The following is a 21,438-nucleotide window of genomic DNA, read 5'->3' on the forward strand; positions in this document are numbered from 1 at the left end:
CCCAGTCATCGCCTCGTCCCCCGCTTCGCCGGCTTGGCGGGCTCGTCGGGCACCGGCTCCGGCGGCGGCGGCATCTGCACGCCCACCGGCTCCAGCACCAGCACGTGGCGCACCGCGTCGGCCACCGCCACCGGTTCGAGCAGGATGCGCGCGAAGCTGGTGTCGATCTTGCGGTCGACCACGGTCACCTTCGCCACCGGCAGCCCCGGCGGGTAGATGCCGTCGACACCCGAGGTGGCGAGCAGGTCGCCGACCTGCACGTCGGCGTTGCCGGCCATGAAGCGCAGCTCCATGCCGTTGCGCACGCCGAAGGCGGCGCTGCGCAACTGGTTGCGGGTGTTGAGCACGGGGATCGCCGCGTCCTTGTCGGACAGCAGCGTCACCTCGGAGGACAGCGGGTAGACGCGCGTCACCTGCCCGAGCACGCCGGCCTCGTTGATCACCGGCGAGGCCGGCGCCACGCCGTGCGTCGCGCCGCGGTCGATGATCACCTTGCGCGAGTACGGGTCGGGCGCGTCGTAGAGCACCTCGGCGGCCATGGTGCGCACGGCCAGCGCCGGGCGCAGTTCGAGCAGCGCGCGCAGCCGGTCGTTCTCGGCCTGCAACTGCTCGACACGCGCGGCGCGCTCGGCCTGGCGCGCCAGCGCCGCGCCGGCGCGTTCTTCCTTGGCGAGCGCGCGCTGCAGGCCCATCAGGTAGTCGCTGCCACCCCGCCACGCCGCCACCGGCACGAGCAGCACGCGCTCGATCGGGTGCAGCACGGTGGCGATGGCCGCGCGCAGCGTGCGCGCCAGCTCGAAGCGCGTGTCGGCCACCATCAGGAACAGCGCCAGCGCCGAGAAGATCATCAGCCGCGTCAGCGCCGACGGTCCCTGGCGGAAGAACGGCGGCGGCGTGCGGTCGAGGGTGCCGAGGGGCATGGCCGCCTTGCCGGATTCACGCGCGCGCGGCGACGCGCGTCACTCCGAGGTGAAGATCGAGCCCAGGCGTTCCATGCGCTCCAGCGCCATGCCGCAGCCACGCACCACGCAGGTCAGCGGATCCTCGGCGACGAGCACCGGCAGGCCGGTTTCCTCGGCGAGCAGGCGGTCGAGGTCGCGCAGCAGCGCGCCGCCGCCGGTGAGCATCATGCCGCGCTCGGCGATGTCGGCGCCGAGTTCGGGCGGCGTCTGCTCGAGCGCGTTCTTGACGCTGGAGACGATCTGGTTGAGCGGGTCGGTCAGCGCCTCCAGGATCTCGTTGGACGAGATCGTGAAGCTGCGCGGCACGCCTTCGCTGAGGTTGCGGCCCTTGACCTCCATCTCCTTGACCTCGGAGCCGGGGAAGGCCGAGCCGATCTGCTTCTTGATCGCCTCGGCGGTCGGCTCGCCGATCAGCATGCCGTAGTTGCGGCGGATGTAGTTGATGATGGCCTCGTCGAACTTGTCGCCGCCGACGCGCACCGAGCCCTTGTAGACCATGCCGCCGAGGGAAATGACGCCGACCTCGGTGGTGCCGCCGCCGATGTCGACCACCATCGAGCCGGAGGCCTCCGACACCGGCAGGCCGGCGCCGATGGCCGCGGCCATCGGCTCCTCGATCAGGTACACCTCGCTGGCGCCGGCGCCGAGCGCCGATTCGCGGATCGCGCGGCGCTCGACCTGGGTCGAGCCGCAGGGCACGCAGATGATGATGCGCGGGCTCGGCTTCAGGACGGACCGCGGGTGGACCATCTTGATGAACTGCTTGAGCATCTGCTCGGTGACGGTGAAGTCGGCGATCACGCCGTCCTTCATCGGGCGGATCGCCTCGATGTTGCCGGGCACCTTGCCGAGCATCGCCTTGGCCTCGGCGCCGACGGCCTGGATGGTCTTCTTGCCGTTGGGGCCGCCCTCGTGGCGGATCGCCACGACCGACGGCTCGTCGAGCACGATGCCCTTGCCACGCACGTAGATCAGCGTGTTGGCCGTGCCCAGGTCGATGGCGAGGTCCGTCGAGAAGTAGCGACGAAAGGATTCGAACATGGGTGTGGAAAGCGCTTCGGTGCGAAGCGCGGCGCGCTGCGCAAGGGCTTGTGGATAACCGGGGATAATACCCCATCGGCCTGCATTCCCCGGGGTGCGGGCCGCGCGTTTTCACCCTGTTTCCGCCTTTCCATCCATGGCCCTCACCCCCCAGGACGTGAGCCGCATCGCCCACCTCGCGCGGCTGGAGCTTTCCGAGCCCGAGCGGGCCGCGCTGCTGCCGCAGCTCAACGGCTTCTTCCGCATCGTCGAGCAGATGAGCGCGGTCGACACCTCCGGCGTCGAGCCGCTGTACACGCCGCTGTCGGCGGTGCAGGAGGTCGCGGCGCGCCTGCGCGACGACGCCGTCACCGAGAGCGACGCGCGCGCGCTCAACCAGCGCAGCGCGCCGGCGGTGGAAGACGGCCTGTTCCTCGTGCCCAAGGTGATTGAATGAGCGCGTCGCCGAGCCGCCTCAAGACGTGCGTGCTCCCCCTTGGGGGGACGGCGCGAAGCGCCAAGGGGGCTTCATGAAGCCGGTCCACGAGATGGGCGTGGCCGAGCTGGCGAGCGCGCTGGGTGCGCGCGAGGTGTCCAGCGTCGAAGCGACCGGCGCGCTGCTTGATCGTTTGGAGAAACACGCCGCGCTCGGCGCCGTGCTGGCCAGCGACCGCGAGGCGGCGCTGGCGCAGGCCGCGGCCGCCGACGCGCGCCGCGCCGGCGGCAAGGACGGCGGCGGCGCGCTGCTGGGCGTGCCGATCGCGCACAAGGACATCTTCGCCAGCGCCGCGCTGCCCACCACCGCCGGCTCGAGGATGCTGGAGGGCTACCGCAGCCCGTTCGACGCCACCGTGGTCGCGCGGCTCGCGCAGGCCGGCACCGTCACGCTGGCCAAGCTGAACTGCGACGAGTTCGCGATGGGCTCGGCCAACGAGAACTCGGCCTTCGGCCCGGTGCACAACCCCTGGGACACGACGCGCGTGCCGGGCGGCTCCTCGGGCGGCTCGGCGGCCGCGGTGGCGGCGCGCCTCGTGCCGGCGGCCACCGGCACCGACACCGGCGGCTCGATCCGCCAGCCGGCGAGCTTCTGCGGCATCACCGGCATCAAGCCGACCTACGGCACCTGCTCGCGCTACGGCATGGTGGCCTTCGCCTCCAGCCTCGACCAGGCCGGCCCGATGGCGCGCTCGGCGGCCGACTGCGCGCTGCTGCTGTCGGCGATGAGCGGCTTCGACGAACGCGATTCCACCAGCGCCGAGCGCGCGCCGCAGGACTTCCATGCGCAGATGCTCGCGCCGCGCGAGGGCGCGCCGGCCGGCAAGCCGCTGGCCGGCCTGCGCATCGGCCTGCCGCGCGAGTTCTTCCCCGCCGCGCTGGCCGCCGACGTGGACGGCGCTGTGCGCACCGCGCTGGCCGAGTTCGAGAAGCTCGGCGCCACGCTGCTCGACGTCAGCCTGCCGCGCACCGAGCTGTCGATCCCGGTCTACTACATCATCGCGCCGGCCGAGGCCAGCTCGAACCTGTCGCGCTTCGACGGCGTGCGCTACGGGCACCGCGCGGCGAAGTACGCCGACCTGCTCGACATGTACAAGAAGAGCCGCAGCGAGGGCTTCGGCGCCGAGGTCAAGCGCCGCATCATGATCGGCACCTACGTGCTCTCGCACGGCTACTACGACGCCTACTACCTGCAGGCGCAGAAGCTGCGCCGCATGATCGCCGACGACTTCCAGTCCGCGTTCCGCCAGTGCGACCTGATCGCCGGCCCGGTGGCGCCCAGCGTGGCCTGGAAGATCGGCGCGCAGGGCGACGACCCGGTGGCCGCCTACCTGGCCGACATCTTCACGCTGCCGGCCAGCCTGGCCGGGCTGCCGGGCATGAGCGTGCCGGCCGGCTTCGGCGAGGGGCGCATGCCGGTGGGCCTGCAGCTCATCGGCAACTACTTCCGGGAAGGCGCGCTGCTGCACGCCGCGCACGCCTTCCAGCAGGCCACCGACTGGCACGCCCGCGTGCCGGGCGGATTCGAGGCAGCATGAGCAGCAGCACACACCTGATCCGCGGCTACGAGGTCGTGATCGGCCTGGAGACGCACGCCCAGCTCTCCACGCGCTCGAAGATCTTCAGCGGCGCGAGCACGCAGTTCGGCGCCGCGCCGAACACCCAGGCCTGCCCGGTGGACCTGGCGCTGCCCGGCACGCTGCCGGTGCTCAACCGCGGCGCGGTCGAGCGCGCGATCCGCTTCGGGCTGGCGGTCGGCGCCACGGTGGCGCCGCTGTCGATCTTCGCGCGCAAGAACTACTTCTACCCCGACCTGCCCAAGGGCTACCAGATCAGCCAGTACGAGATCCCGGTGGTGCAGGGCGGCGAGCTCGAGTTCTTCATCGGGCAGGCACGCCACGTGGTGCGCCTGACGCGCGCCCACCTGGAGGAAGACGCCGGCAAGTCCTTGCACGAGGACTACCACGGCCAGACCGGCATCGACCTGAACCGCGCCGGCACGCCGCTGCTGGAGATCGTCACCGAGCCCGACATGCGCAGCTCGGCGCAGGCCGCGGCCTACGCGCGCGCGCTGCACGCGCTGGTGACCTGGCTCGACATCTGCGACGGCAACATGCAGGAGGGCTCTTTCCGCTGCGACGCCAACGTCTCGGTGCGCCGGCCCGGCGCGCCCTTCGGCACGCGGCGCGAGATCAAGAACCTGAACAGCTTCAAGTTCCTGCAGCAGGCGATCGACTTCGAGGTGCAGTGGCAGATCGACCTGATCGAGGACGGCGGCCGCGTCGAGCAGGCCACCGTGCTGTTCGACCCCGACACCGGCGAGACGCGCGCGATGCGCACCAAGGAAGACGCGCACGACTACCGCTACTTCCCCGACCCCGACCTGCCGCCGCTGGTGATCGCGCCGGAGTGGGTGGCGCGCGTCGCGGCCGGCATGCCCGAGCTGCCGCGCGCGATGAGCGAACGCTTCCAGCGCGACTACGGGCTGCCCGCCTACGACGCGGCGATGATGACGCAGGGCAAGGCGATGGGCGCGTTCTTCGAGGCCGCCGCGCGGGCCTGCGGCCAGCCCAAGCTGGTGGCGAACTGGCTGATGGGCGAGGTGTCGCGGCGCCTGAACGCCGAGGACCGCGCCATCGAGGCCAGCCCGGTCGGCGCCGCGCAGCTCGGCGCGCTGGTCGCGCGCATCGCCGACGGCACCATCTCGAACAACGGCGCGCGTCAGGTGTTCGACGCGCTGTGGAGCGGCCAGGGCGGCGAGGTCGACGCCGTCATCGCGGACAAGGGCCTGAAGCAGATGTCCGACAGCGGCGAGCTGGAACGCATCCTCGACGAGGTGCTGGCCGCCAACCCGAAGTCGGTGGAGGAATACCGCGCCGGCAAGGACAAGGCCTTCAACGCGCTGGTCGGCCAGGCGATGAAGGCGAGCAAGGGCAAGGCCAACCCGGCCCAGGTCAACGAGTTGCTGAAGAAGAAGCTGGCGGGCTGACCGCCAGCGGCCCGAGCGAGCCCGGCTGCGCGCCGCTCCACAGGCGGCGCAGCCGTTCCAGCTCTTCGTCGTAGTTGCGGTTGATGCGCACGATCTCCGCCTTCTGGTTCGCCACCAGGTCGCGCTGCGCGTCGGCGGCGGCGTCGTTGGCGTCGATCGCCTGGCGCAGCTTCAGCGGCAACTGCTTGCCGACGTAGAACTCGGTCTCGTCGACCAGCGGCTTGCGCTCCTTCTCCAGCGCGGCCAGGCGCGACTCGGAGGTCTTCAGGCTGGTGCGCACCACGTCGAGCGCCGCCTCGCGCGCCTTGTCGTGCGCCTGCTGGGTGGGAAAGCGCGCCAGCAGGTTGCGGTCGCGCCGGATCGCCTCGCGCTGCTGGGCGCGCGCCAGCGCTTCCTCCTGCTGGCGGGCCTCGAAGGCGGCGCGTTCGTCGGCGGTGAGCACCGGCGCGCGCACCTCGCGCACCGAGCCGTCGGAGTTCAGCACGCGCTGGTCGCGCGCGTTGCACTCGGCGATCGGCCGGTCGGACGTGATGCGGCGGCCGCCCACTTCGCAGCTGTAGATCAGGCCGCCGCGCTTGTCCTGCGCACCCGACGCGAACGGCGCGAGCAGCGCCGCGCCCGTCAGGGACGCGAGCAGCAGCGGGCGAAGCGAATTGAGCACGTGGTCAGACTCCGTAGCGTTCCCGATAGGCCGAAACCGCGCCGAGGTGGGACCGCAGCCCGGCATCGGCGCTCGCGTTCAAGTATTGCAGCAAGTCGGCCAGCGTTGCGATGGCCGCCACCGGCAGACCCAGCCGCTGCTGGACATACTGCACGGCCGACCAGGGCGCGTCGGCGCCGTCGTCGGCCGTCGCCTTCTCCTGGCGGTCGAGCGCGATCGCCACGCCGCCCGGCTGCGCGCCGGCGGCCTGGATCAGGGAGATGGATTCGCGCACCGAGGTTCCTGCCGAGATCACGTCGTCGACGATGAGAACGCGGCCGGCCAGCTTCGCGCCGACAAGCGTGCCGCCCTCGCCGTGGTCCTTGGCCTCCTTGCGGTTGTAGGCGTAGGGCACGTTGCGCCCCAGCCGCGCCAGCTCGATGGCCACCGCCGCCGCCAGCGTGATGCCCTTGTAGGCCGGGCCGAACAGCATGTCGAAGGGCAGGCCCGAGGCGACCAGGCGGCGTGCATAGAATTCCGCCAGCCGGCCGAGCTTGGCGCCGTCGTCGAACAGCCCGGCGTTGAAGAAATAGGGCGAGAGCCGGCCTGCCTTGGTCTTGAACTCGCCGAAGCGCAGCACGCCGGCGTCGACCGCGAACCGCACGAAGTCCTGGGCCAGGGGGTCGGTCGCGGGGTTCGTCGTCATCGGAGGGTTTGTCTCGTGTTCCGTCTCGTCACGCTCAACCTGAACGGCATCCGCTCGGCGGCCACCAAGGGCTTCGCAGCCTGGGCCGAAGGCGTGGTGGCCGATTGTATGGGGGTGCAGGAAGTCAAGGCGCAGGCCGCCGACGTGGCCGGCCGCTTCGAGGTGGTGGCCGGCATGAGCGGGCACTTCCACTTCGCCGAGAAGAAGGGCTACGCCGGCGTCGGCCTGTACACGCGCCGGGCGCCCAGCGCGGTGATCACCGGCATCGGCAACGCCGAGTTCGACGCCGAGGGCCGCTACGTCGAGGCGCGCTTCGACACGCCCGGGCGCAGGCTCTCGATCGTCAGCTGCTACTTCCCCAGCGGCAGCAGCGGCGAGGAGCGCCAGCAGGCCAAGTACCGCTTCCTCGCGCTGATGGCGCCGCACCTGCGCGCGCTGAAGGCCGAGCGCGAGTTCATCCTGGTGGGCGACGTCAACATCGCCCACAAGGAGATCGACCTGAAGAACTGGCGCGGCAACCGGAAGAACAGCGGCTTCCTGCCCGAAGAGCGCGCCTGGATGACCGCGCTGCTCGACGAGATCGGCCTGGTCGACGTGTTCCGCACCCTCAACCCGCACCCCGAGCAGTACACGTGGTGGAGCAACCGCGGCCAGGCCTGGGCCAAGAACGTCGGCTGGCGGCTCGACTACCACCTGGCGACGCCGGCGCTTGCGAAGCTGGCGCGGCACGAGCACATCTACCTAGAGCAGCGCTTCTCCGACCACGCGCCGCTGGTGATCGACTACGACTTCACGCTGTAGGCGAGCCCGGCGGCTACAGGCGGAACCAGAGGATCGTCACGACGCCGGCCAGGCACATCGTGGCGTTGCCCAGGTTCACCAGGATCGCCTTGCTGTTGCGGCCGGGGGCGGTTTCGTGCAGCCAGGCGGCCATCGTCAGGTTGCCGCCCAGCCAGATGAGCCAGGTCAGCAGCGAGTGCTGGCTGGAATCGCCCTGCTGCCAGATCAGTGCCAGCGTGGGCAGGTAGGCCACCACGCGCAGCGTGGCGAACAGCGTGAAGGCCCAGCCCAGCAGTTGCCGGTAGTGGCCCCGCAGCGCCGTGCGCCACGCGCGCCGCGGCGCGCCGGCGGCCATCATCCCCTTGTAAGCCCAGTCCATCGTGTGCTCCCGACGTGGGCCGATTGGCCCCCTTGCCTCTCAGTACGGAAGCGGGCGCCGGATCCGGACAGCGCGGCGGACGCTAGGAAGACACGGCGCGCGCCGCCGCCAGCGTTTCCGGATGGGCCGCGCCCAGCGCGGCCTGCAACTGCCGCTGCGCCTCGGCGGCATCGGCGCGTGCTCCGGCGGCGTCGCCGCGCAGCGCCTTCAGCCGGGCGCGTTCGAGCAAGACGAGCCCGGTGACGCCGCTGTGCGGCTGCCTGCCCTGGGCCGCGCGGGCGATGGCCAGCGCGCGCTCGATGTCCCGTTCGGCCTCCGGCAGGCGATCGGCCCGCAACGCCAGTTGCGCGCGCTCATTCAGCGCCGAGGCCAATACCGCGGTTTTGAGGCCGCGGTCGTCCAGCATGCCGACGACCTGGTCGAGCGTCGCGCGCGCCTGCGCGACGTGGCCGCCCTGCGCATCGAGCAGCGCCTGCAAGCGCAGCAGGCCGATGTCGGCCGGGCCGCCCGCGGGCACCTTGCCCTGCGCGGCGGCCCGCAAGGCCTGCAGCCGCGCGCGCGCCTCGCCGGATCGCCCCTGCAGGCGCAGCGCATCGGCTTCGGTGACGCCCGCAACGATCAACGCAGTGGGATTGCCGGCGGCCTGGGCGAGCGGAGCGGCTCGCCGTGCCTCGGCCACCGCCTCGTCGAGGCGGTGGAGATTGAGCAGCATGCGCGCCCGGTTGGCCACCACGAAGAGCGGCGGCGCGGCGCCGGCCGCGCGCCGCGCGTGCAGGGCCAGCGCCCGATCGAGCACCGCCAGCGCCTGGCTCGGGTCGCCGGCCGCCAGCAGCGCCAGGGCCCAGTTGTTCCAGACCGTCATCGCGCGCACCGAGTCTTCCTGGCCGACCGAGCGGAACAGGTCGATCGCTTCTGCGTACAGCGGCAGCGCGCTGTCCGGCTGTCCCGCCAGCGAATGTCCATATGCGAGCGCGGCGACCGGCATGGCGTGATGGGCCGGTTTCAGGTTGGCCTGCCGGCGCGCGCGTTCGAGCGCCAGACCGGCGGAACGGACAGCGGTGGTTGCGTCATTGGCAAGCTGCGCCAGATACGCGCGTGCCGTCAGGCAATCGACGAACACCGTGTCGGAGTCGGCATGCTCGGCGGCGAGCCTCTCGAGCCGGTCGGCCGCATCGGGGTCTGCGCCGCGGCGGCCGGCGATCGACGCCTGCAGGCAGCGCACCAGGCCGAGCTGCTCGCGGTCGCCGCCTTGCTCGGCGCGCTCCACGGCGCGGTCGATCAGCGGCTGCGCGCGGGCGAAAGCGCCGTGCGACGAATGCAACTGCGCGATGGTGTACAGGACCGTGGCCTCCTGGGGCGGTGACAGGCGCTCGTTCGCCAGCAGCGCTTCGCTGCGTTCGAGCAGCTCCGGCGCCGTCACGCTGCGGCCGATGTCGATGCTGGTGATCAGCGACTGCATGAACGCACTGACCGCCTGTTCGCGCTCGAGTGCGCTCAGCGTCCGGTCGCGCTCGGCCACCGTCTGCCGGTATTGGTGGATCGAGGATCCCGCGCCGACCGCCGCGACGGCCAGCAGCAGCGCGGCGGAGGCGACAGCGGCGCGGTTGCGCGCGACGAACTTGCGCGCCCGGTAGGCCCAGCCGTCGGGCCGCGCCTTCACCGGGCGCGAGGCCAGGGCCGCCTGCACGTCGTCGATGAAGGCCTCGACCGTCGCATAACGCTGCGCCGGATCCTTCTTCAACGCCTTGTTCAGGATCGCGTCGAGGTCGCCGCGCAGCGCCTTCCTTGCCTGCGCATCGACGGCGGCGTCGCTGGCGCGCGGCGGGTCGACGGCGGCGATCGCCTCTTCCAGTTCGGCGGCGCTGCCGCGCTTGAGCTTGTAGGGCCGCACGCCGGCCAGCAGTTCGTAGGCGACCACGCCCAGCGAGTAAACGTCGCTGGCCGTGCCGATGGCCTCGCCCTTGATCTGCTCCGGGCTGGCGTAGGCCAGCGTCAGCGCGCGGCCGGCCTGTCGGGTGAGCTGCGTCTCGTTCGCCGTGCCGCCTTCCATCAGCTTGGCGATGCCGAAGTCGAGCAGCCGCGCCTGGCCGTCGGCCGTCACCAGGATGTTGCTCGGCTTCAGGTCGCGATGCACCACCAGCCGGCTGTGCGCGAACGCCACCGCGGCGGCCACCTGCAGCAGCAGTTCGAGCCGCTGCCGCACGTTCAGGCCGTGGGCGCTGGCGTAGGCGTCGATCGGCTGGCCTTCGACGTACTCCAGCGCCAGGTAGGGCCGGCCGTGGTCGTCGGCGCCGGCGTCGTACAGCCGCGCGATGTGCGGATGCTCCAGCGCGGCGAGGATGTCGCGCTCGCGCGCCATGCGCTCGGCCAGCCCGGCGCCCCAGGCCAGGCGCGGCAGCTTCAGCGCCACCTGGCGCTTGAGCGTGCCGTCGGCGCGCTCGGCCAGCCAGACCGCGCCCATGCCGCCGGCGCCCAGTTCGCGCAGCAGCCGGTAGGGGCCGACCTGCTGGCCCGCGCCGGGTTCGTCGCCCAGCCCCGGCAGCGCCACGCGCGGCAGCGTGGCCAGCAGGTCGGCGGTCTCCTTGCCGGCCGACTGCGCCAGCAGGTGGCGCAGCGTGTCGCGGTAGCGCGCGCTCTCGCCGTCGAGCGCCTGCACGAAGCTGTCGCGCTCGGCCGGCGGCAGCGCGAGCAGTTCGTCGAGCAGCGCGCTGACGGCGGGCCAGTCGGCGGCGGTGACGGGCAGCAGCATCGGCGGGGAACTCCGGCGGGTCGGTGGCTTGCCCTGTGTTACGGACTGCGCGCGCCGATCCGGACACCGCGGCGCGTCACGCCTTCAGCGCGGCGGCCAGCAGCAGCCGCGCCTTGTCCCAGTCGCGCCGCACGGTGCGATCGGTCAGGCCCAGCGCGGCGCCGATCTCGGCGTCGGTCATGCCGCCGAAGTAGCGCATCTCCACCACCTGCGCGAGGCGCGCGTCGAGCCGGGCCAGTTCGGCCAGCGCCTCGTGCACGCGCACGATCTCGTCTTCGCCGTGCGGCGCGCCCAGCCCCTCGGCCAGCGTGGTGTCCAGCGTCACGTGCGGCGCGTCGCCGCCGCGCCGCTCGGCGGCCTTGGCGCGCGCGAAGTCGACGATGATCGAGCGCATCGCGCTGGCGGCGTAGGCGAGGAAGTGCGCGCGGTCGTCCGGGCCGAGCCGCTGCGCCTGCGAGAACTTGAGGTAGCACTCGTTGACCAGCGCGGTGGTGTCGAGCAGCGTGTCGCGCAGGTGGCGCGTCAGCCGCGCGTGGGCGATGCGGCGCAGCTCGGGGTGGAGCGTGTCGAACAGCGCGTCGAGCGCGCCGCGGTCGCCGCCGCGCGCGCGCCGGATCAACGCGGTGATGTCGCCCATCGCTGTCGCCCCTTTTTGGATACCACCTTCCCGTTCGCCGGAAATGTTAGCGATGAAGTACGGCGACCGCGACGGCCCAGCCTCCCTAGAAGCCGCGAAGCACCGCACAAGTGCGTTTTGCGCCCCGCAGACGGGCGTCAGGCACCGGAAAGGTTCCCGGCTGGGATAATTTGGGGATTTCCCCCACCCCGCCCGCGCCGCGCCCCACCTCATGAAGCACGCCTCCAGCCACGACTTCCTGGCCCACGTGGCCCAACGCAACCCCGGCCAGCCGGAGTACCTCCAGGCGGTGACCGAGGTCATCGAGAGCCTGTGGCCCTACATCACGGCGCACCCGAAATACGCCGAGCACGGCCTGCTCGACCGCCTGGTCGAGCCCGAGCGGGTGATCCTGTTCCGCGTCTCCTGGGTCGACGACCACGGCAACGTGCAGGTCAACCGCGGCTACCGCATCCAGCACAGCCTGGCGATCGGGCCGTACAAGGGCGGGTTGCGCTTCCATCCCTCGGTGAACCTGTCGATCCTGAAGTTCCTCGCCTTCGAGCAGACCTTCAAGAACGCGCTGACCACGCTGCCGATGGGCGGCGGCAAGGGCGGCTCCGACTTCGACCCCAAGGGCCGCAGCGCCGGCGAGGTGATGCGCTTCTGCCAGGCCTTCGTCAGCGAGCTGTTCCGCCACGTCGGCGCCGACACCGACGTGCCGGCCGGCGACATCGGCGTGGGCGGCCGCGAGGTCGGCTTCATGGCCGGCATGATGAAGAAGCTCAGCAACCGCGCCGACTGCGTGTTCACCGGCAAGGGCCTGGCCTACGGCGGCTCGCTGATCCGCCCCGAGGCCACCGGCTACGGCACCGTCTACTTCGCCGAGGAGATGCTCAAGCGCAAGGGCCTGTCGTTCGAGGGCCTGCGCGTCAGCGTCTCGGGCTCGGGCAACGTGGCGCAGTACGCGGTGGAGAAGGCGATGGCGCTGGGCGCGAAGGTGGTCAGCGTGTCCGACTCCAGCGGCACGGTGGTCGACTCGCAGGGCTTCACGCCCGACAAGCTGGCCGAGCTGATGGAGGTGAAGAACCACCACTACGGCCGCGTCGACGACTACGCGAAGCGCGTCAAGGGCGTCGAGTTCCTGCCCGGCGCGCGGCCCTGGCGGTTGCCGGTGGACGTGGCGCTGCCCTGCGCGACGCAGAACGAACTCGACGAGAACGACGCCCGGACGCTGGTCGCCAACGGCGTGAAGTGCGTGGCCGAGGGCGCCAACATGCCCTCGACGCTGGAGGCGGTGAAGGTGTTCGAGGCCAGCGACGTGCTCTACGCGCCGGGCAAGGCCAGCAACGCCGGCGGCGTGGCCACCTCGGGCCTGGAGATGAGCCAGAACGCGATGCGCCTGTCGTGGGGCCGCGACGAGGTCGACGCGCGCCTGCACGGCATCATGAGCAGCATCCACGAGGCCTGCCTGCAGCACGGCCGGCGCGCCGACGGCCGCATCAGCTACGTGGACGGCGCCAACGTCGCCGGCTTCGTCAAGGTGGCCGACGCGATGCTGGCGCAGGGCGTGATCTGAGGCTCAGGGCAGGGCGCCGAGCACGCGCAGCAGCCACTGGTTGAGCGCGCCCACCTCCTCGGGGCACACCGAGTGCCCCATCGGGTACTCGTGCCACTCGACCTCGTGGCCGAGCGCGCGCAGCGCGTCGCGCGAGGCGATGCCGCGTGCCGGCGCGACGACCTCGTCCTGGCTGCCGTGGGCGAGGAAGACCGGCACGTCGCGGTTCGCCTCGCTGCGCTCGGCCGCGGTGCTGGCCGCCAGCGGAAGGTAACCCGACAACCCGGCGAGGCCGGCCAGGCGCTCGGGGTAGCGCAGCCCGGCCAGCAGCGTCATCGCGCAGCCCTGCGAGAAGCCGGCCAGCACGATGCGATTCGCGGCGACGCCGCGTTCGCGCTCGCGGGCGATCAGCGCGGCGACGGCGCGCGCCGATTCGCGCAGGCCGGCTTCGTCCTCGCGGCGCTGCAGGTCGGCGCCGACGATGTCGTACCAGGCGCGCATGCGGTAGCCGCCGTTGATCGTCACCGGCCGCACCGGCGCGTTCGGAAAGACGAAGCGCACCGCGCCCACCGCCGTCAGGTCGAGCGCCTGCGCCACCGGCACGAAGTCGCGGCCGTCGGCGCCCAGGCCGTGCAGCACGATCACGCTGGCCACCGGCGAGTCGCCGGTGGCGCCTTCCAGGGTTTCGAGTTCAGGGGTGTCGTTCATGGCGGCATTCTCGCCCGCGCGCGCTCATGCGCCGAGCGAGGAAGCGCATGCGCATTCCGCGCTTCGGTTCGCGGGGCGCCCTGCCTAGAGTGGCGGTTTTACCCCGGACACCGCCATGAGCCTCGCTCTCTCACCCTCGACGCAGGCCGCACCGACGCGGCATCGGCGGGATGACTTCGTCGTGCGGCGCCTCGATGCGCCGCTCGGCGCCGAGCTGACGGGCCTCGACCTCGGCAGCGCGCTCGACGACGCGGCCTTCGCGCGCATCCACCGGGCCCACCTCGACCACCATGTGCTGGTGTTGCGCGACCAGCGCATCACGCCGCGGCAGCAGATCGACTTCAGTCGGCGCTTCGGGCCGCTGCAGATCCACGTGCTGCACCAGTTCCAGTTGCCGGGCCACCCGGAGATCCTGGTCGTCTCCAACATCGTCGAGAACGGCCGGCCCATCGGCCTGGGCGACGCCGGGCACTACTGGCATTCCGACCTGTCCTACGTCGAGAAGCCCAGCCTGGGCTCGATGCTGCACGCGCAGGAGCTGCCGTCCGAAGGTGGAGACACGCTGTTCGCGAACATGCACCTCGCCTACGACACGCTGCCGGCGGCGCTGAAGCGCTCCGTCGAGGGGCTTCGGGCCGAGCACTCGTACCTGTGCAAGTACGAGGCGCTGCGCGCGCGCAGTCCCTGGCGGCCCAGGCTCAGCGACGCGCAGATCGCCCAGGTGAAGCCGCAGGTGCACCCGGTCGTGCGCACGCACCCCGAAACCGGCCGCAAGGCCCTGTTCGTCAGCGAGCACTTCACGACGCGCATCGTCGGCCTGCCGGAAGACGAAAGCGCCGACCTGCTGGCGCGGCTGTTCGCGCACAGCGTGCGCCCGGAGCATGTGTACCGCCACCGCTGGCGGCCCCACGACATGGTGTTCTGGGACAACCGCTGCGTCATCCACCTCGCCACCGGCTGCCCCGACACGCTGCGGCGCCGCTTGAACCGCACCACGATCGAGGGCGACCGGCCCTTCTGAGCCTTTCCACTGGAGATCCGATGACCCGCCACGCCCGCCGCGACCTCGCCGCACTCGCCCTTGCCCTGACCGCCGCCGTCGCCACGCCCGCCCGGGCCGAAGGCCAGTTGCGCATCGCCGAGCAGTTCGGCATCGTCTACCTGGCGCTCAACGTGGCCGACGACCTGAAGCTGATCGAGAAGCACGGCAAGGCGCAGGGTATCGACGTCAAGGTCGAGTACGTCAAGCTCTCCGGCGGCCCCGCCGTCAACGAAGCGCTGCTGTCCGGCTCGATCGAGGTGGCCGGCGCCGGCGTCGGCCCGCTGCTGACGGTCTGGGACCGCACGCTCGGCAGGCAGAACGTCAAGGGCATCGCCTCGCTGGGCAACTTCCCCTACTACCTCGTCACCAACAATCCGGCGGTGAAGACGATCGCCGACTTCGGCGACAAGGACCGCATCGCGACGCCGGCGGCGGGCGTGTCGGTGCAGTCGCGCATCCTGCAGCTCGCCTCGGCCAGGCTGTGGGGCGACGCGCAGTACAACCGCCTCGACAGGCTGCAGGTGGCGGTGCCGCACCCCGAGGCGGCCGCGGCGATCATCAAGGGCGGCACCGAGGTCACGGCGCACTTCGGCAACCCGCCCTTCCAGGAGCAGGAGCTGGCCGGCAACCCGAACGCGCGCATCGTGCTCAACAGCTACGACGTGCTCGGCGGCCCGGCCTCGGCGACGGTGCTGTACGCCACCGAGAAGTTCCGCAAGGAGAACCCGAAGACCTACAAGGCCTTCGTCGACGCGCTGGCCGAGGCCGCGCAGTTCATCCGCGCCAACCCGGAGAAGGCGGCCGACATCTTCATCCGCGGCAACAAGAGCGGCGTCGACCGCGAACTGCTGCTGAAGATCATCCGCAACCCCGAGGTCGAGTTCAAGCTGACGCCGCAGAACACCTACGCGCTGGCCGAGTTCATGCACCGCATCGGCGCGATCAAGAACAAGCCCGCGTCGGCGAAGGACTACTTCTTCGACGACGCGCACAACGCCGCGGCCAACTGAGCATGGCCGCGGTCCTGCCCCTGCCGGCGCTCGACCACCGCGGCGCGGCGCCGCGCGTCGCGGATGCCGCGGCGGCCGCGCAACCCTTGCTGCGCGTGCGCGACCTGACGCTCGAATACGCCACCACCGAGCGCGTGGTGCGCGCCACGCACCGCGTCGGCTTCGAGCTGCATCGCGGCGACCGCTTCGTGCTGCTGGGCGCCTCGGGCTGCGGCAAGAGTTCGCTGCTCAAGGCCGTGGCCGGCTTCCTCGCGCCGCGCGAGGGCGAGATCCTGCTCGACGGCGAGGCGGTGCACGGCCCCGGGCCGGAGCGCATCGTCGTATTCCAGGAGTTCGACCAGCTGCCGCCGTGGAAGACGGTGCTGGGCAATGTCGAATTCCCGCTGCGCGCGACGCGCCGCTGGCCGCGCGCCGAGGTGCGCGAGCGCGCGCTGGACGCGCTGGCCAAGGTGGGGCTGGCCGACTTCGCCGGTGCTTACCCGCACCAGCTCTCGGGCGGCATGAAGCAGCGCGTGGCGATCGCGCGCGCGCTGGCGATGCAGCCCAAGGTGCTGCTGATGGACGAACCCTTCGCCGCGCTCGACGCGCTGACGCGCCGGCGCATGCAGGAGGAACTGCTCGCGCTGTGGGAGGAGGTGCGCTTCACGCTGCTGTTCGTGACGCACTCGATCGAGGAAGCGCTGGTGGTCGGCAACCGCATCCTGGTGCTCTCGCCGCGGCCGGGGCGCGTGCGCGCCGAGCTGAACGCGCACGAGTTCGACCTCGCCGGCGCGGGCAGCCCGGCCTTCCAGGCGCAGGCGCAGCGCATCCACCGGCTGCTGTTCGAGGAGGCGCCGGCGTGAGCGCCGTGCTGCCGCCGGTGCGCCCGGAGTTCGAACGCGCGCTCGAGCCGCTCGCCGACGTGGCGCCCGAGCGGCCGCTGCCGCTCGCGCAACGGCTGTGGCGGCACGCGGCGCTGCGCCAGGGGCTGATCGTGCTCGCGCTGGCGCTCCTGTGGGAAGTCGCCGCGCGGCTGGCCGGCAACGACCTGCTGCTGCCCACGTTCACGCAGACCGCGCGCGCGCTCGCCGACGGCCTGGCCGGCGGCGAGTTGCTCGACAAGGCGCGCATCTCGCTGGCCGTGCTGGTGCAGGGTTACGCGCTGGGTGTGCTGGCCGCCTTCGTGCTCACCGTGCTGGCGGTGTCGACGCAGATCGGGCGCGACCTGCTGGCCACGCTCACCGCGATGTTCAACCCGCTGCCGGCCATCGCGCTGCTGCCGCTGGCCCTGCTGTGGTTCGGCCTCGGCCGCGCCAGCCTGGTCTTCGTGCTGGTGCACTCGGTGCTGTGGCCGCTCGCGCTGGCCACCTTCAGCGGCTTCCAGGCCGTGCCCGAGACGCTGCGCATGGCCGGCCGCAATTACGGCCTGCGCGGGCTGCGCTACGTGGCGCAGATCCTGGTGCCGTCGGCGCTGCCGGCGGTGCTCTCCGGCCTGCGCATCGGCTGGGCCTTCGCGTGGCGCACGCTGATCGCCGCCGAGCTATTCTTCGGCGCCTCGTCGGGCCGCGGCGGGCTCGGCTGGTACATCTTCCAGAACCGCAACGAGCTGTACACCGACAAGGTGTTCGCCGGGCTGGTGATGGTGATCCTGATCGGCCTGCTGGTCGAGCGCCTCGGCTTCGACACGCTGGAGCGCCTCACCGTGCGGCGCTGGGGCATGCAGCGCTGAAGGCGCCATGGGACGCGGCGGCCCGCTACCATCGGCCCGACCCGCCCCTCGTGACCGAAGCGACGATGAGCAGCTCCTCCCCGACACTGCCACGCCTGTTCCGCGTGCTGCTGGCAGCGCTGCTGTGGGCCGCGCTGCCGGCCGCCGCGCAGGCGCCCCAGCCTTCGCCGCAGGCGATCGACATCCCGCGCTGGTTCTCCAACAGCCTGCTCGACTTCAAGGACGAGATCCCGGAGGCGGCCCGCGCTGGCAAGCGCGTGATGGTCTATTTCGGGCAGGACGGCTGCCCCTACTGCAAGGCGCTGATGAAGGCCAACTTCGGCCCCGGGCCCTTGGCCGACAAGACGCGCGCGAACTTCGTCGCCATCGCGATCAACATATGGGGCGATGCCGAGGTGACCTGGATCGACGGCTCGCACACCACCGAGAAGGCGCTGGCGCGGACGCTGAACGTGCAGTTCACGCCGACGCTGCTGTTCTTCGAGACCGACGGCCGCCTCGTGCTGCGCCTGAACGGCTACCTGCCGCCCGAGCGCTTCACGCATGTGCTGGACTACGTGATCCAGCGCCGCGACCGCGAGCGCTCGCTGGCCGAATACATGAGCGAACGGCTGGACGAACCGCCGGTGCCCCAGCGCGGCGCGCGCCCGTACCTGATGCGCGATCCGTCGCTGCTGGCGCGGGCCGGGCGCGGCCGGCCGCTGGCGGTGCTGTTCGAGTCGCCGTCGTGCAAGGAATGCGCGGAGATGCACGACGAGGCCTTCACGCGCGAGCCGCTGCGCCGGCTGCTCGCGGGCTTCGACGTCGCGCGCCTCGTGCCGGGGACGCCTGCGCGGCTCGTCACGCCCGACGGCCGCCGGCTCGATGCCTCGCTGTGGGCGCGCGACCTGAAGATCAACCTCTACCCGACGGCGGTGTTCTTCGACGCCGCGGGCGCCGAGGTGTTCCGCTTCGACGGCTACCTGCGGCCCTTCCACATCGAGAGCGCGTTCGACTACGTCGCCAGCCGCGCCTACCGCGACGAGCCGCAGTTCCAGCGCTTCGTGCAGGCCCGCGCCGAGCGGCTGCGCGCGCAGGGCCGGCCGGTCGACCTGTGGCGTTAGGGCCTGTTCACCCTACGGATGCCAGATGCGTTGCCACGACAAAGCCCGCGAGCAAGGCGCAAAGCGCAGCCCAGGCTGGACGCCTGGGCAAGGTTTGCAACGCCGCGCGCGGGCTTTGTCGGGGCAACCCGCAGGGAACGGGCCTGGCAGGGCGCACGGCGGCGTTGCGCTCCTAGCCAAGCCGTCCAGGCTTGGCGTCGTCGCGCGCCTTGCCCTGCGCCCTGCCAGGCTCGTTCGCACTGGCATCCGTAGGGTGAACAGGCCCTAGGCGCGCGCGCCGGCCGGCGTCAGCGCCGTGTGCCGGCCAGTCGCCGCACCACCGCCACCAGCCGGTCGACTTCCTCGCGGGTGTTGTAGAACGCCAGCGAAGGCCGCACCGTCGTCTCCAGCCCGAAACGGCGCAGGATGGGCTGCGCGCAATGGTGGCCGGTGCGCACCGCGATGCCTTCCCGGTCGAGCGCCTGGCCGACTTCGCCGGTGCCGTGGCCGTCGAGCACGAAGCTCAGCACGCTGGCCTTGTCCCTGGCGGTGCCGACCAGGCGCACGCCGGGAATCGGCTTCATCCGCGCGGTGGCGTAGTCGAGCAGCGCGTGCTCGTAGCGGCCGATCGCCTCGATGCCGATGCGTTCGACGTACTCCAGCGCGGCACCCAGCCCCACCGCGTCGGCGATGTTGCCGGTGCCGGCCTCGAAGCGTGTCGGCGGGCCGTGGTAGACGGTCTTCTCGAAGGTCACGTCGGCAATCATGTTGCCGCCGCCCTGCCAGGGCGGCATGTCCTCGAGCACCTCGCGGCGGCCGTAGAGCACGCCGATGCCGGTGGGCCCGAAGATCTTGTGGCCGGAGAAGACGAAGAAGTCGGTGCCGAGCGCTTGCACGTCCACGCGCAGGTGCGACACCGACTGCGCGCCGTCCACCAGCGTCGTGATGCCGCGGCGCCTGGCGATCTCGACGATCTCCCGCACCGGCACCACCGTGCCCAGCGCGTTGCTCACCTGCGTGACCGAGACGATCCGGGTGCGACCGTTGAGCAGCTTCTCGTATTCGGAGAGGATCACCTGGCCCGAATCGTCGACCGGGATCACGCGCAGCGTCGCGCCCTTCTCGGCGGCGAGTTGCTGCCACGGCACGATGTTGGCGTGGTGCTCGAGGTGGGAGACCACGATCTCGTCGCCCGCGCCGACCTTGCGCGCGCCCCAGCTCTTGGCCACCAGGTTGATCGCCTCGGTGGTGCCGCGCACGAAGACGATCTCATCGGTCGAGCCGGCACCGATGAAGCGGCGCACGATCTCGCGCGCGTTCTCGTAGGCGTCGGTCGCGCGCGCGGCGAGTTCGTGCGCGGCGCGGTGGATGTTCGAGTTCTCGTGCGCGTAGAAGTGCGCGAGGCGGTCGATCACCGCCTGCGGCTTGTGCGTCGTCGCGGCGTTGTCGAACCACACGAGCTGCCGGCCGTTGACGCGCTCTTGCAGGATCGGGAAGTCGCGCCGCACCGCGTCGACGTCGAACGGCGGATGGGCCTCGGCGGGAACGGCCGGCACCACGGGCTCGCGCCGCGCCGCCTGCTCGACGAAGTAGAACTCGGGGACGCGGGGCAGGCCGAGCAGATGGCTGCCGAGCCGGCCGTCATAGGCCGGCGCGGCCTCCAGCGCATGGTCGGGCACGCCGTTGGGCGCCGTGGCGTTCGGCACGAGCTTGGGCGCCGTCGCGCCCAGCACGCCGACCGATTGCGGCGAGGTCGGCACGAGGTTGACACCGGGCGGCAGGCCCGTGGGTTGCGCGGCCGGCGTGGCCGGGCCGCTGGCGCCGGGCGGCAGCGACAGGCCCGCCGGCTGCACGGTGGCCGGCACCGGCACGCCGCCGATGGCCGGTGCGCCGCTGCCGGGCGGCGCGGCGAAGAACTCGCCGGCCAGCCGCGCCAGCGCCGCGGGGTCGGGCAGGCCGGGCGGCAACGCGGCGCCCGGGATGTCGGGAGTCGTCATCACGAGGCTCCGCGCGGCTTACTTGTAGGTGTCCGGATAGTCGTGGTACTTGCCGATCTCCACGTCTTCCAGCACCGCCAGCGCATCGTCGGTCTGCACGGCCAGCGAGCAGTACAGCGAGATCAGGTACGAGGCGATGGCGTTGCGGCTGATGCCCATGAAGCGCACCGACAGCCCCGGGCTCTGCTCGCCCGGCAGCCCGGGCTGGTACAGGCCGACCACGCCCTGGCGCTTCTCGCCGACGCGCAGCAGCAGGATCTTGGTCTTGCCGTCGGCCACCGGCACCTTGTCGCTGGGCACCAGCGGGATGCCGCGCCAGGTCAGGAACTGCGAGCCGAACAGGCTCACCGTCGGCGGCGGCACGCCGCGCCGCGTGCACTCACGGCCGAAGGCGGCGATGGCCAGCGGGTGCGTCAGGAAGAAGGCCGGCTCCTTCCACACGCGCGTCAGCAGTTCGTCGAGATCGTCGGGCGTGGGCGCGCCGGTCAGCGGGTAGACGATCTGTTCGGGCGTCACGCTGGCGAGCAGGCCGTAGTCGGGGTTGTTGATCAGCTCGCTTTCCTGCTTCTCCTTGATCGTCTCGATCGTCAGGCGCAGTTGCTCCTTGATCTGGTCGTGCGGGCTGCTGTAGAGGTCCGACACGCGCGTATGCACGTCCAGCACCGTGCTGACGGCGTTGAGGAAGTACTCGCGCGGCGTTTCGTCGTAGTCGGCGAAGGTGGTGGGCAGTTCGGCCTCGTCGCGCTTGGCGCACAGCACCTTCAGCGCCTCGGGGTTCCTGACGCGGTTGAGGCGGTAGATGCCGGCCTCGACCGGCAGCCATTGCAGTAGATGCGTCAGCCAGCGCGGGCTGATGGTCGAGAGGACGGGCGCGGTCTTGGTGGCGTTGGCGAGCTGCCGCGCGGCGGCGTCGCCGAGCGCGAGCTGCGAGGCCTGGGGGTCTGCCATGAGAGGCTCCTGGATGCAAAAAGCGGATTTGTCGACGAGGAATTCGGCG

20 protein-coding genes are annotated in these 21,438 nt (G+C 71.6%); 10 read left to right on the forward strand and 10 right to left on the reverse strand.

What is annotated here, in order from left to right:
- Positions 1-5: 5 nt before the first annotated feature.
- Both mreC and QM792_RS01795 read right to left on the reverse strand, forming a co-directional pair.
- Complete coding sequence (mreC, locus tag QM792_RS01790) at positions 6-920, reverse strand: rod shape-determining protein MreC (RefSeq protein ID WP_415147458.1); 915 nt, start codon at positions 918-920, stop codon at positions 6-8.
- A gap of 39 nt (positions 921-959) precedes the next feature.
- Positions 960-2,003 carry a rod shape-determining protein gene (locus QM792_RS01795; RefSeq protein WP_415147459.1) on the reverse strand — a complete coding sequence of 348 codons (1,044 nt, stop codon included), beginning with the start codon at positions 2,001-2,003 and terminating at the stop codon, positions 960-962.
- A gap of 136 nt (positions 2,004-2,139) precedes the next feature.
- Between QM792_RS01795 and gatC the strand changes: the two genes are divergently transcribed.
- The 3 genes from gatC (at position 2,140) to gatB (ending at position 5,466) form a co-directional block, all read left to right on the forward strand.
- Positions 2,140-2,439 carry an Asp-tRNA(Asn)/Glu-tRNA(Gln) amidotransferase subunit GatC gene (gene gatC, locus QM792_RS01800; protein WP_415147460.1) on the forward strand — a complete coding sequence of 100 codons (300 nt, stop codon included), beginning with the start codon at positions 2,140-2,142 and terminating at the stop codon, positions 2,437-2,439.
- 73 nt (positions 2,440-2,512) lie between these two features.
- Positions 2,513-4,015 (forward strand): Asp-tRNA(Asn)/Glu-tRNA(Gln) amidotransferase subunit GatA, encoded by a 1,503-nt coding sequence (gene gatA / locus QM792_RS01805; protein ID WP_415147461.1) that lies wholly within the window; start codon positions 2,513-2,515, stop codon positions 4,013-4,015.
- The gene (gene gatB, locus QM792_RS01810) at positions 4,012-5,466 is read left to right on the forward strand and encodes an Asp-tRNA(Asn)/Glu-tRNA(Gln) amidotransferase subunit GatB (RefSeq protein WP_415147462.1); all 1,455 of its coding nucleotides are present in this window, start codon (positions 4,012-4,014) and stop codon (positions 5,464-5,466) included. Before gatA ends, gatB begins: the two co-directional genes overlap by 4 nt.
- Here gatB and QM792_RS01815 read toward each other — a convergent pair.
- Positions 5,432-6,127: a hypothetical protein gene (locus QM792_RS01815; RefSeq protein ID WP_415147463.1), complete on the reverse strand. Its 696-nt coding sequence runs from the start codon at positions 6,125-6,127 to the stop codon at positions 5,432-5,434. The genes gatB and QM792_RS01815 overlap by 35 nt on opposite strands.
- A 4-nt stretch (positions 6,128-6,131) precedes the next feature.
- On the reverse strand, positions 6,132-6,812 hold the full coding sequence (gene pyrE / locus QM792_RS01820; protein ID WP_415147464.1) for an orotate phosphoribosyltransferase: 681 nt from the start codon (positions 6,810-6,812) through the stop codon (positions 6,132-6,134).
- Positions 6,813-6,827: 15 nt separating this feature from the next.
- On the opposite strand from pyrE, the gene QM792_RS01825 reads away from it, so the two are divergent.
- Entirely contained in the window at positions 6,828-7,613 is a 786-nt protein-coding gene (locus QM792_RS01825; protein ID WP_415147465.1) for an exodeoxyribonuclease III, read from the forward strand.
- A 13-nt stretch (positions 7,614-7,626) separates the two neighbouring features.
- Here QM792_RS01825 and QM792_RS01830 read toward each other — a convergent pair whose 3' ends face one another.
- The 3 genes from QM792_RS01830 to QM792_RS01840 all read right to left on the reverse strand — a co-directional run bounded on the left by QM792_RS01830 (position 7,627) and on the right by QM792_RS01840 (position 11,357).
- Entirely contained in the window at positions 7,627-7,971 is a 345-nt protein-coding gene (locus QM792_RS01830; RefSeq protein WP_415147466.1) for a hypothetical protein, read from the reverse strand.
- Positions 7,972-8,053: 82 nt separating this feature from the next.
- Complete coding sequence (locus QM792_RS01835; protein WP_415147467.1) at positions 8,054-10,720, reverse strand: protein kinase domain-containing protein; 2,667 nt, start codon at positions 10,718-10,720, stop codon at positions 8,054-8,056.
- A 76-nt stretch (positions 10,721-10,796) separates the two neighbouring features.
- Positions 10,797-11,357: an ECF-type sigma factor gene (locus QM792_RS01840; RefSeq protein ID WP_415147468.1), complete on the reverse strand. Its 561-nt coding sequence runs from the start codon at positions 11,355-11,357 to the stop codon at positions 10,797-10,799.
- Between the two features lie 211 nt (positions 11,358-11,568).
- Here QM792_RS01840 and gdhA point away from each other — a divergent pair, with 211 nt between their 5' ends.
- On the forward strand, positions 11,569-12,915 hold the full coding sequence (gene gdhA, locus QM792_RS01845) for an NADP-specific glutamate dehydrogenase (protein ID WP_415147469.1): 1,347 nt from the start codon (positions 11,569-11,571) through the stop codon (positions 12,913-12,915).
- Between the two features lie 3 nt (positions 12,916-12,918).
- Here gdhA and QM792_RS01850 read toward each other — a convergent pair whose 3' ends face one another.
- Positions 12,919-13,602 (reverse strand): alpha/beta hydrolase, encoded by a 684-nt coding sequence (locus tag QM792_RS01850; RefSeq protein ID WP_415147470.1) that lies wholly within the window; start codon positions 13,600-13,602, stop codon positions 12,919-12,921.
- A gap of 115 nt (positions 13,603-13,717) precedes the next feature.
- Between QM792_RS01850 and QM792_RS01855 the strand changes: the two genes are divergently transcribed.
- The 5 genes from QM792_RS01855 to QM792_RS01875 all read left to right on the forward strand — a co-directional run bounded on the left by QM792_RS01855 (position 13,718) and on the right by QM792_RS01875 (position 18,465).
- Positions 13,718-14,623, forward strand: coding sequence for a TauD/TfdA dioxygenase family protein (locus QM792_RS01855; RefSeq protein WP_415147471.1), 906 nt, complete (start codon positions 13,718-13,720; stop codon positions 14,621-14,623).
- Positions 14,624-14,643: 20 nt separating this feature from the next.
- Positions 14,644-15,654 carry an ABC transporter substrate-binding protein gene (locus QM792_RS01860; protein WP_415147472.1) on the forward strand — a complete coding sequence of 337 codons (1,011 nt, stop codon included), beginning with the start codon at positions 14,644-14,646 and terminating at the stop codon, positions 15,652-15,654.
- Between the two features lie 2 nt (positions 15,655-15,656).
- Entirely contained in the window at positions 15,657-16,496 is an 840-nt protein-coding gene (locus tag QM792_RS01865; RefSeq protein ID WP_415147473.1) for an ABC transporter ATP-binding protein, read from the forward strand.
- Positions 16,493-17,362 (forward strand): ABC transporter permease, encoded by an 870-nt coding sequence (locus QM792_RS01870; protein ID WP_415147474.1) that lies wholly within the window; start codon positions 16,493-16,495, stop codon positions 17,360-17,362. The genes QM792_RS01865 and QM792_RS01870 overlap by 4 nt, the downstream gene beginning before the upstream one ends.
- Positions 17,363-17,427: 65 nt before the next feature.
- Positions 17,428-18,465, forward strand: coding sequence for a thioredoxin family protein (locus tag QM792_RS01875; protein WP_415147475.1), 1,038 nt, complete (start codon positions 17,428-17,430; stop codon positions 18,463-18,465).
- Positions 18,466-18,752: 287 nt separating this feature from the next.
- On the opposite strand, the gene QM792_RS01880 is transcribed toward QM792_RS01875, so the two are convergent.
- Both QM792_RS01880 and QM792_RS01885 read right to left on the reverse strand, forming a co-directional pair.
- Complete coding sequence (locus tag QM792_RS01880; RefSeq protein WP_415147476.1) at positions 18,753-20,441, reverse strand: family 2A encapsulin nanocompartment cargo protein cysteine desulfurase; 1,689 nt, start codon at positions 20,439-20,441, stop codon at positions 18,753-18,755.
- Positions 20,442-20,459: 18 nt separating this feature from the next.
- Positions 20,460-21,389, reverse strand: a complete 930-nt coding sequence (locus QM792_RS01885) for a family 2A encapsulin nanocompartment shell protein (protein ID WP_415147477.1) — start codon at positions 21,387-21,389, stop codon at positions 20,460-20,462.
- Positions 21,390-21,438 lie beyond the last annotated feature (49 nt).

Source organism: Piscinibacter sp. (genome assembly GCF_047600445.1).
Lineage (GTDB): Bacteria > Pseudomonadota > Gammaproteobacteria > Burkholderiales > Burkholderiaceae_C > Piscinibacter.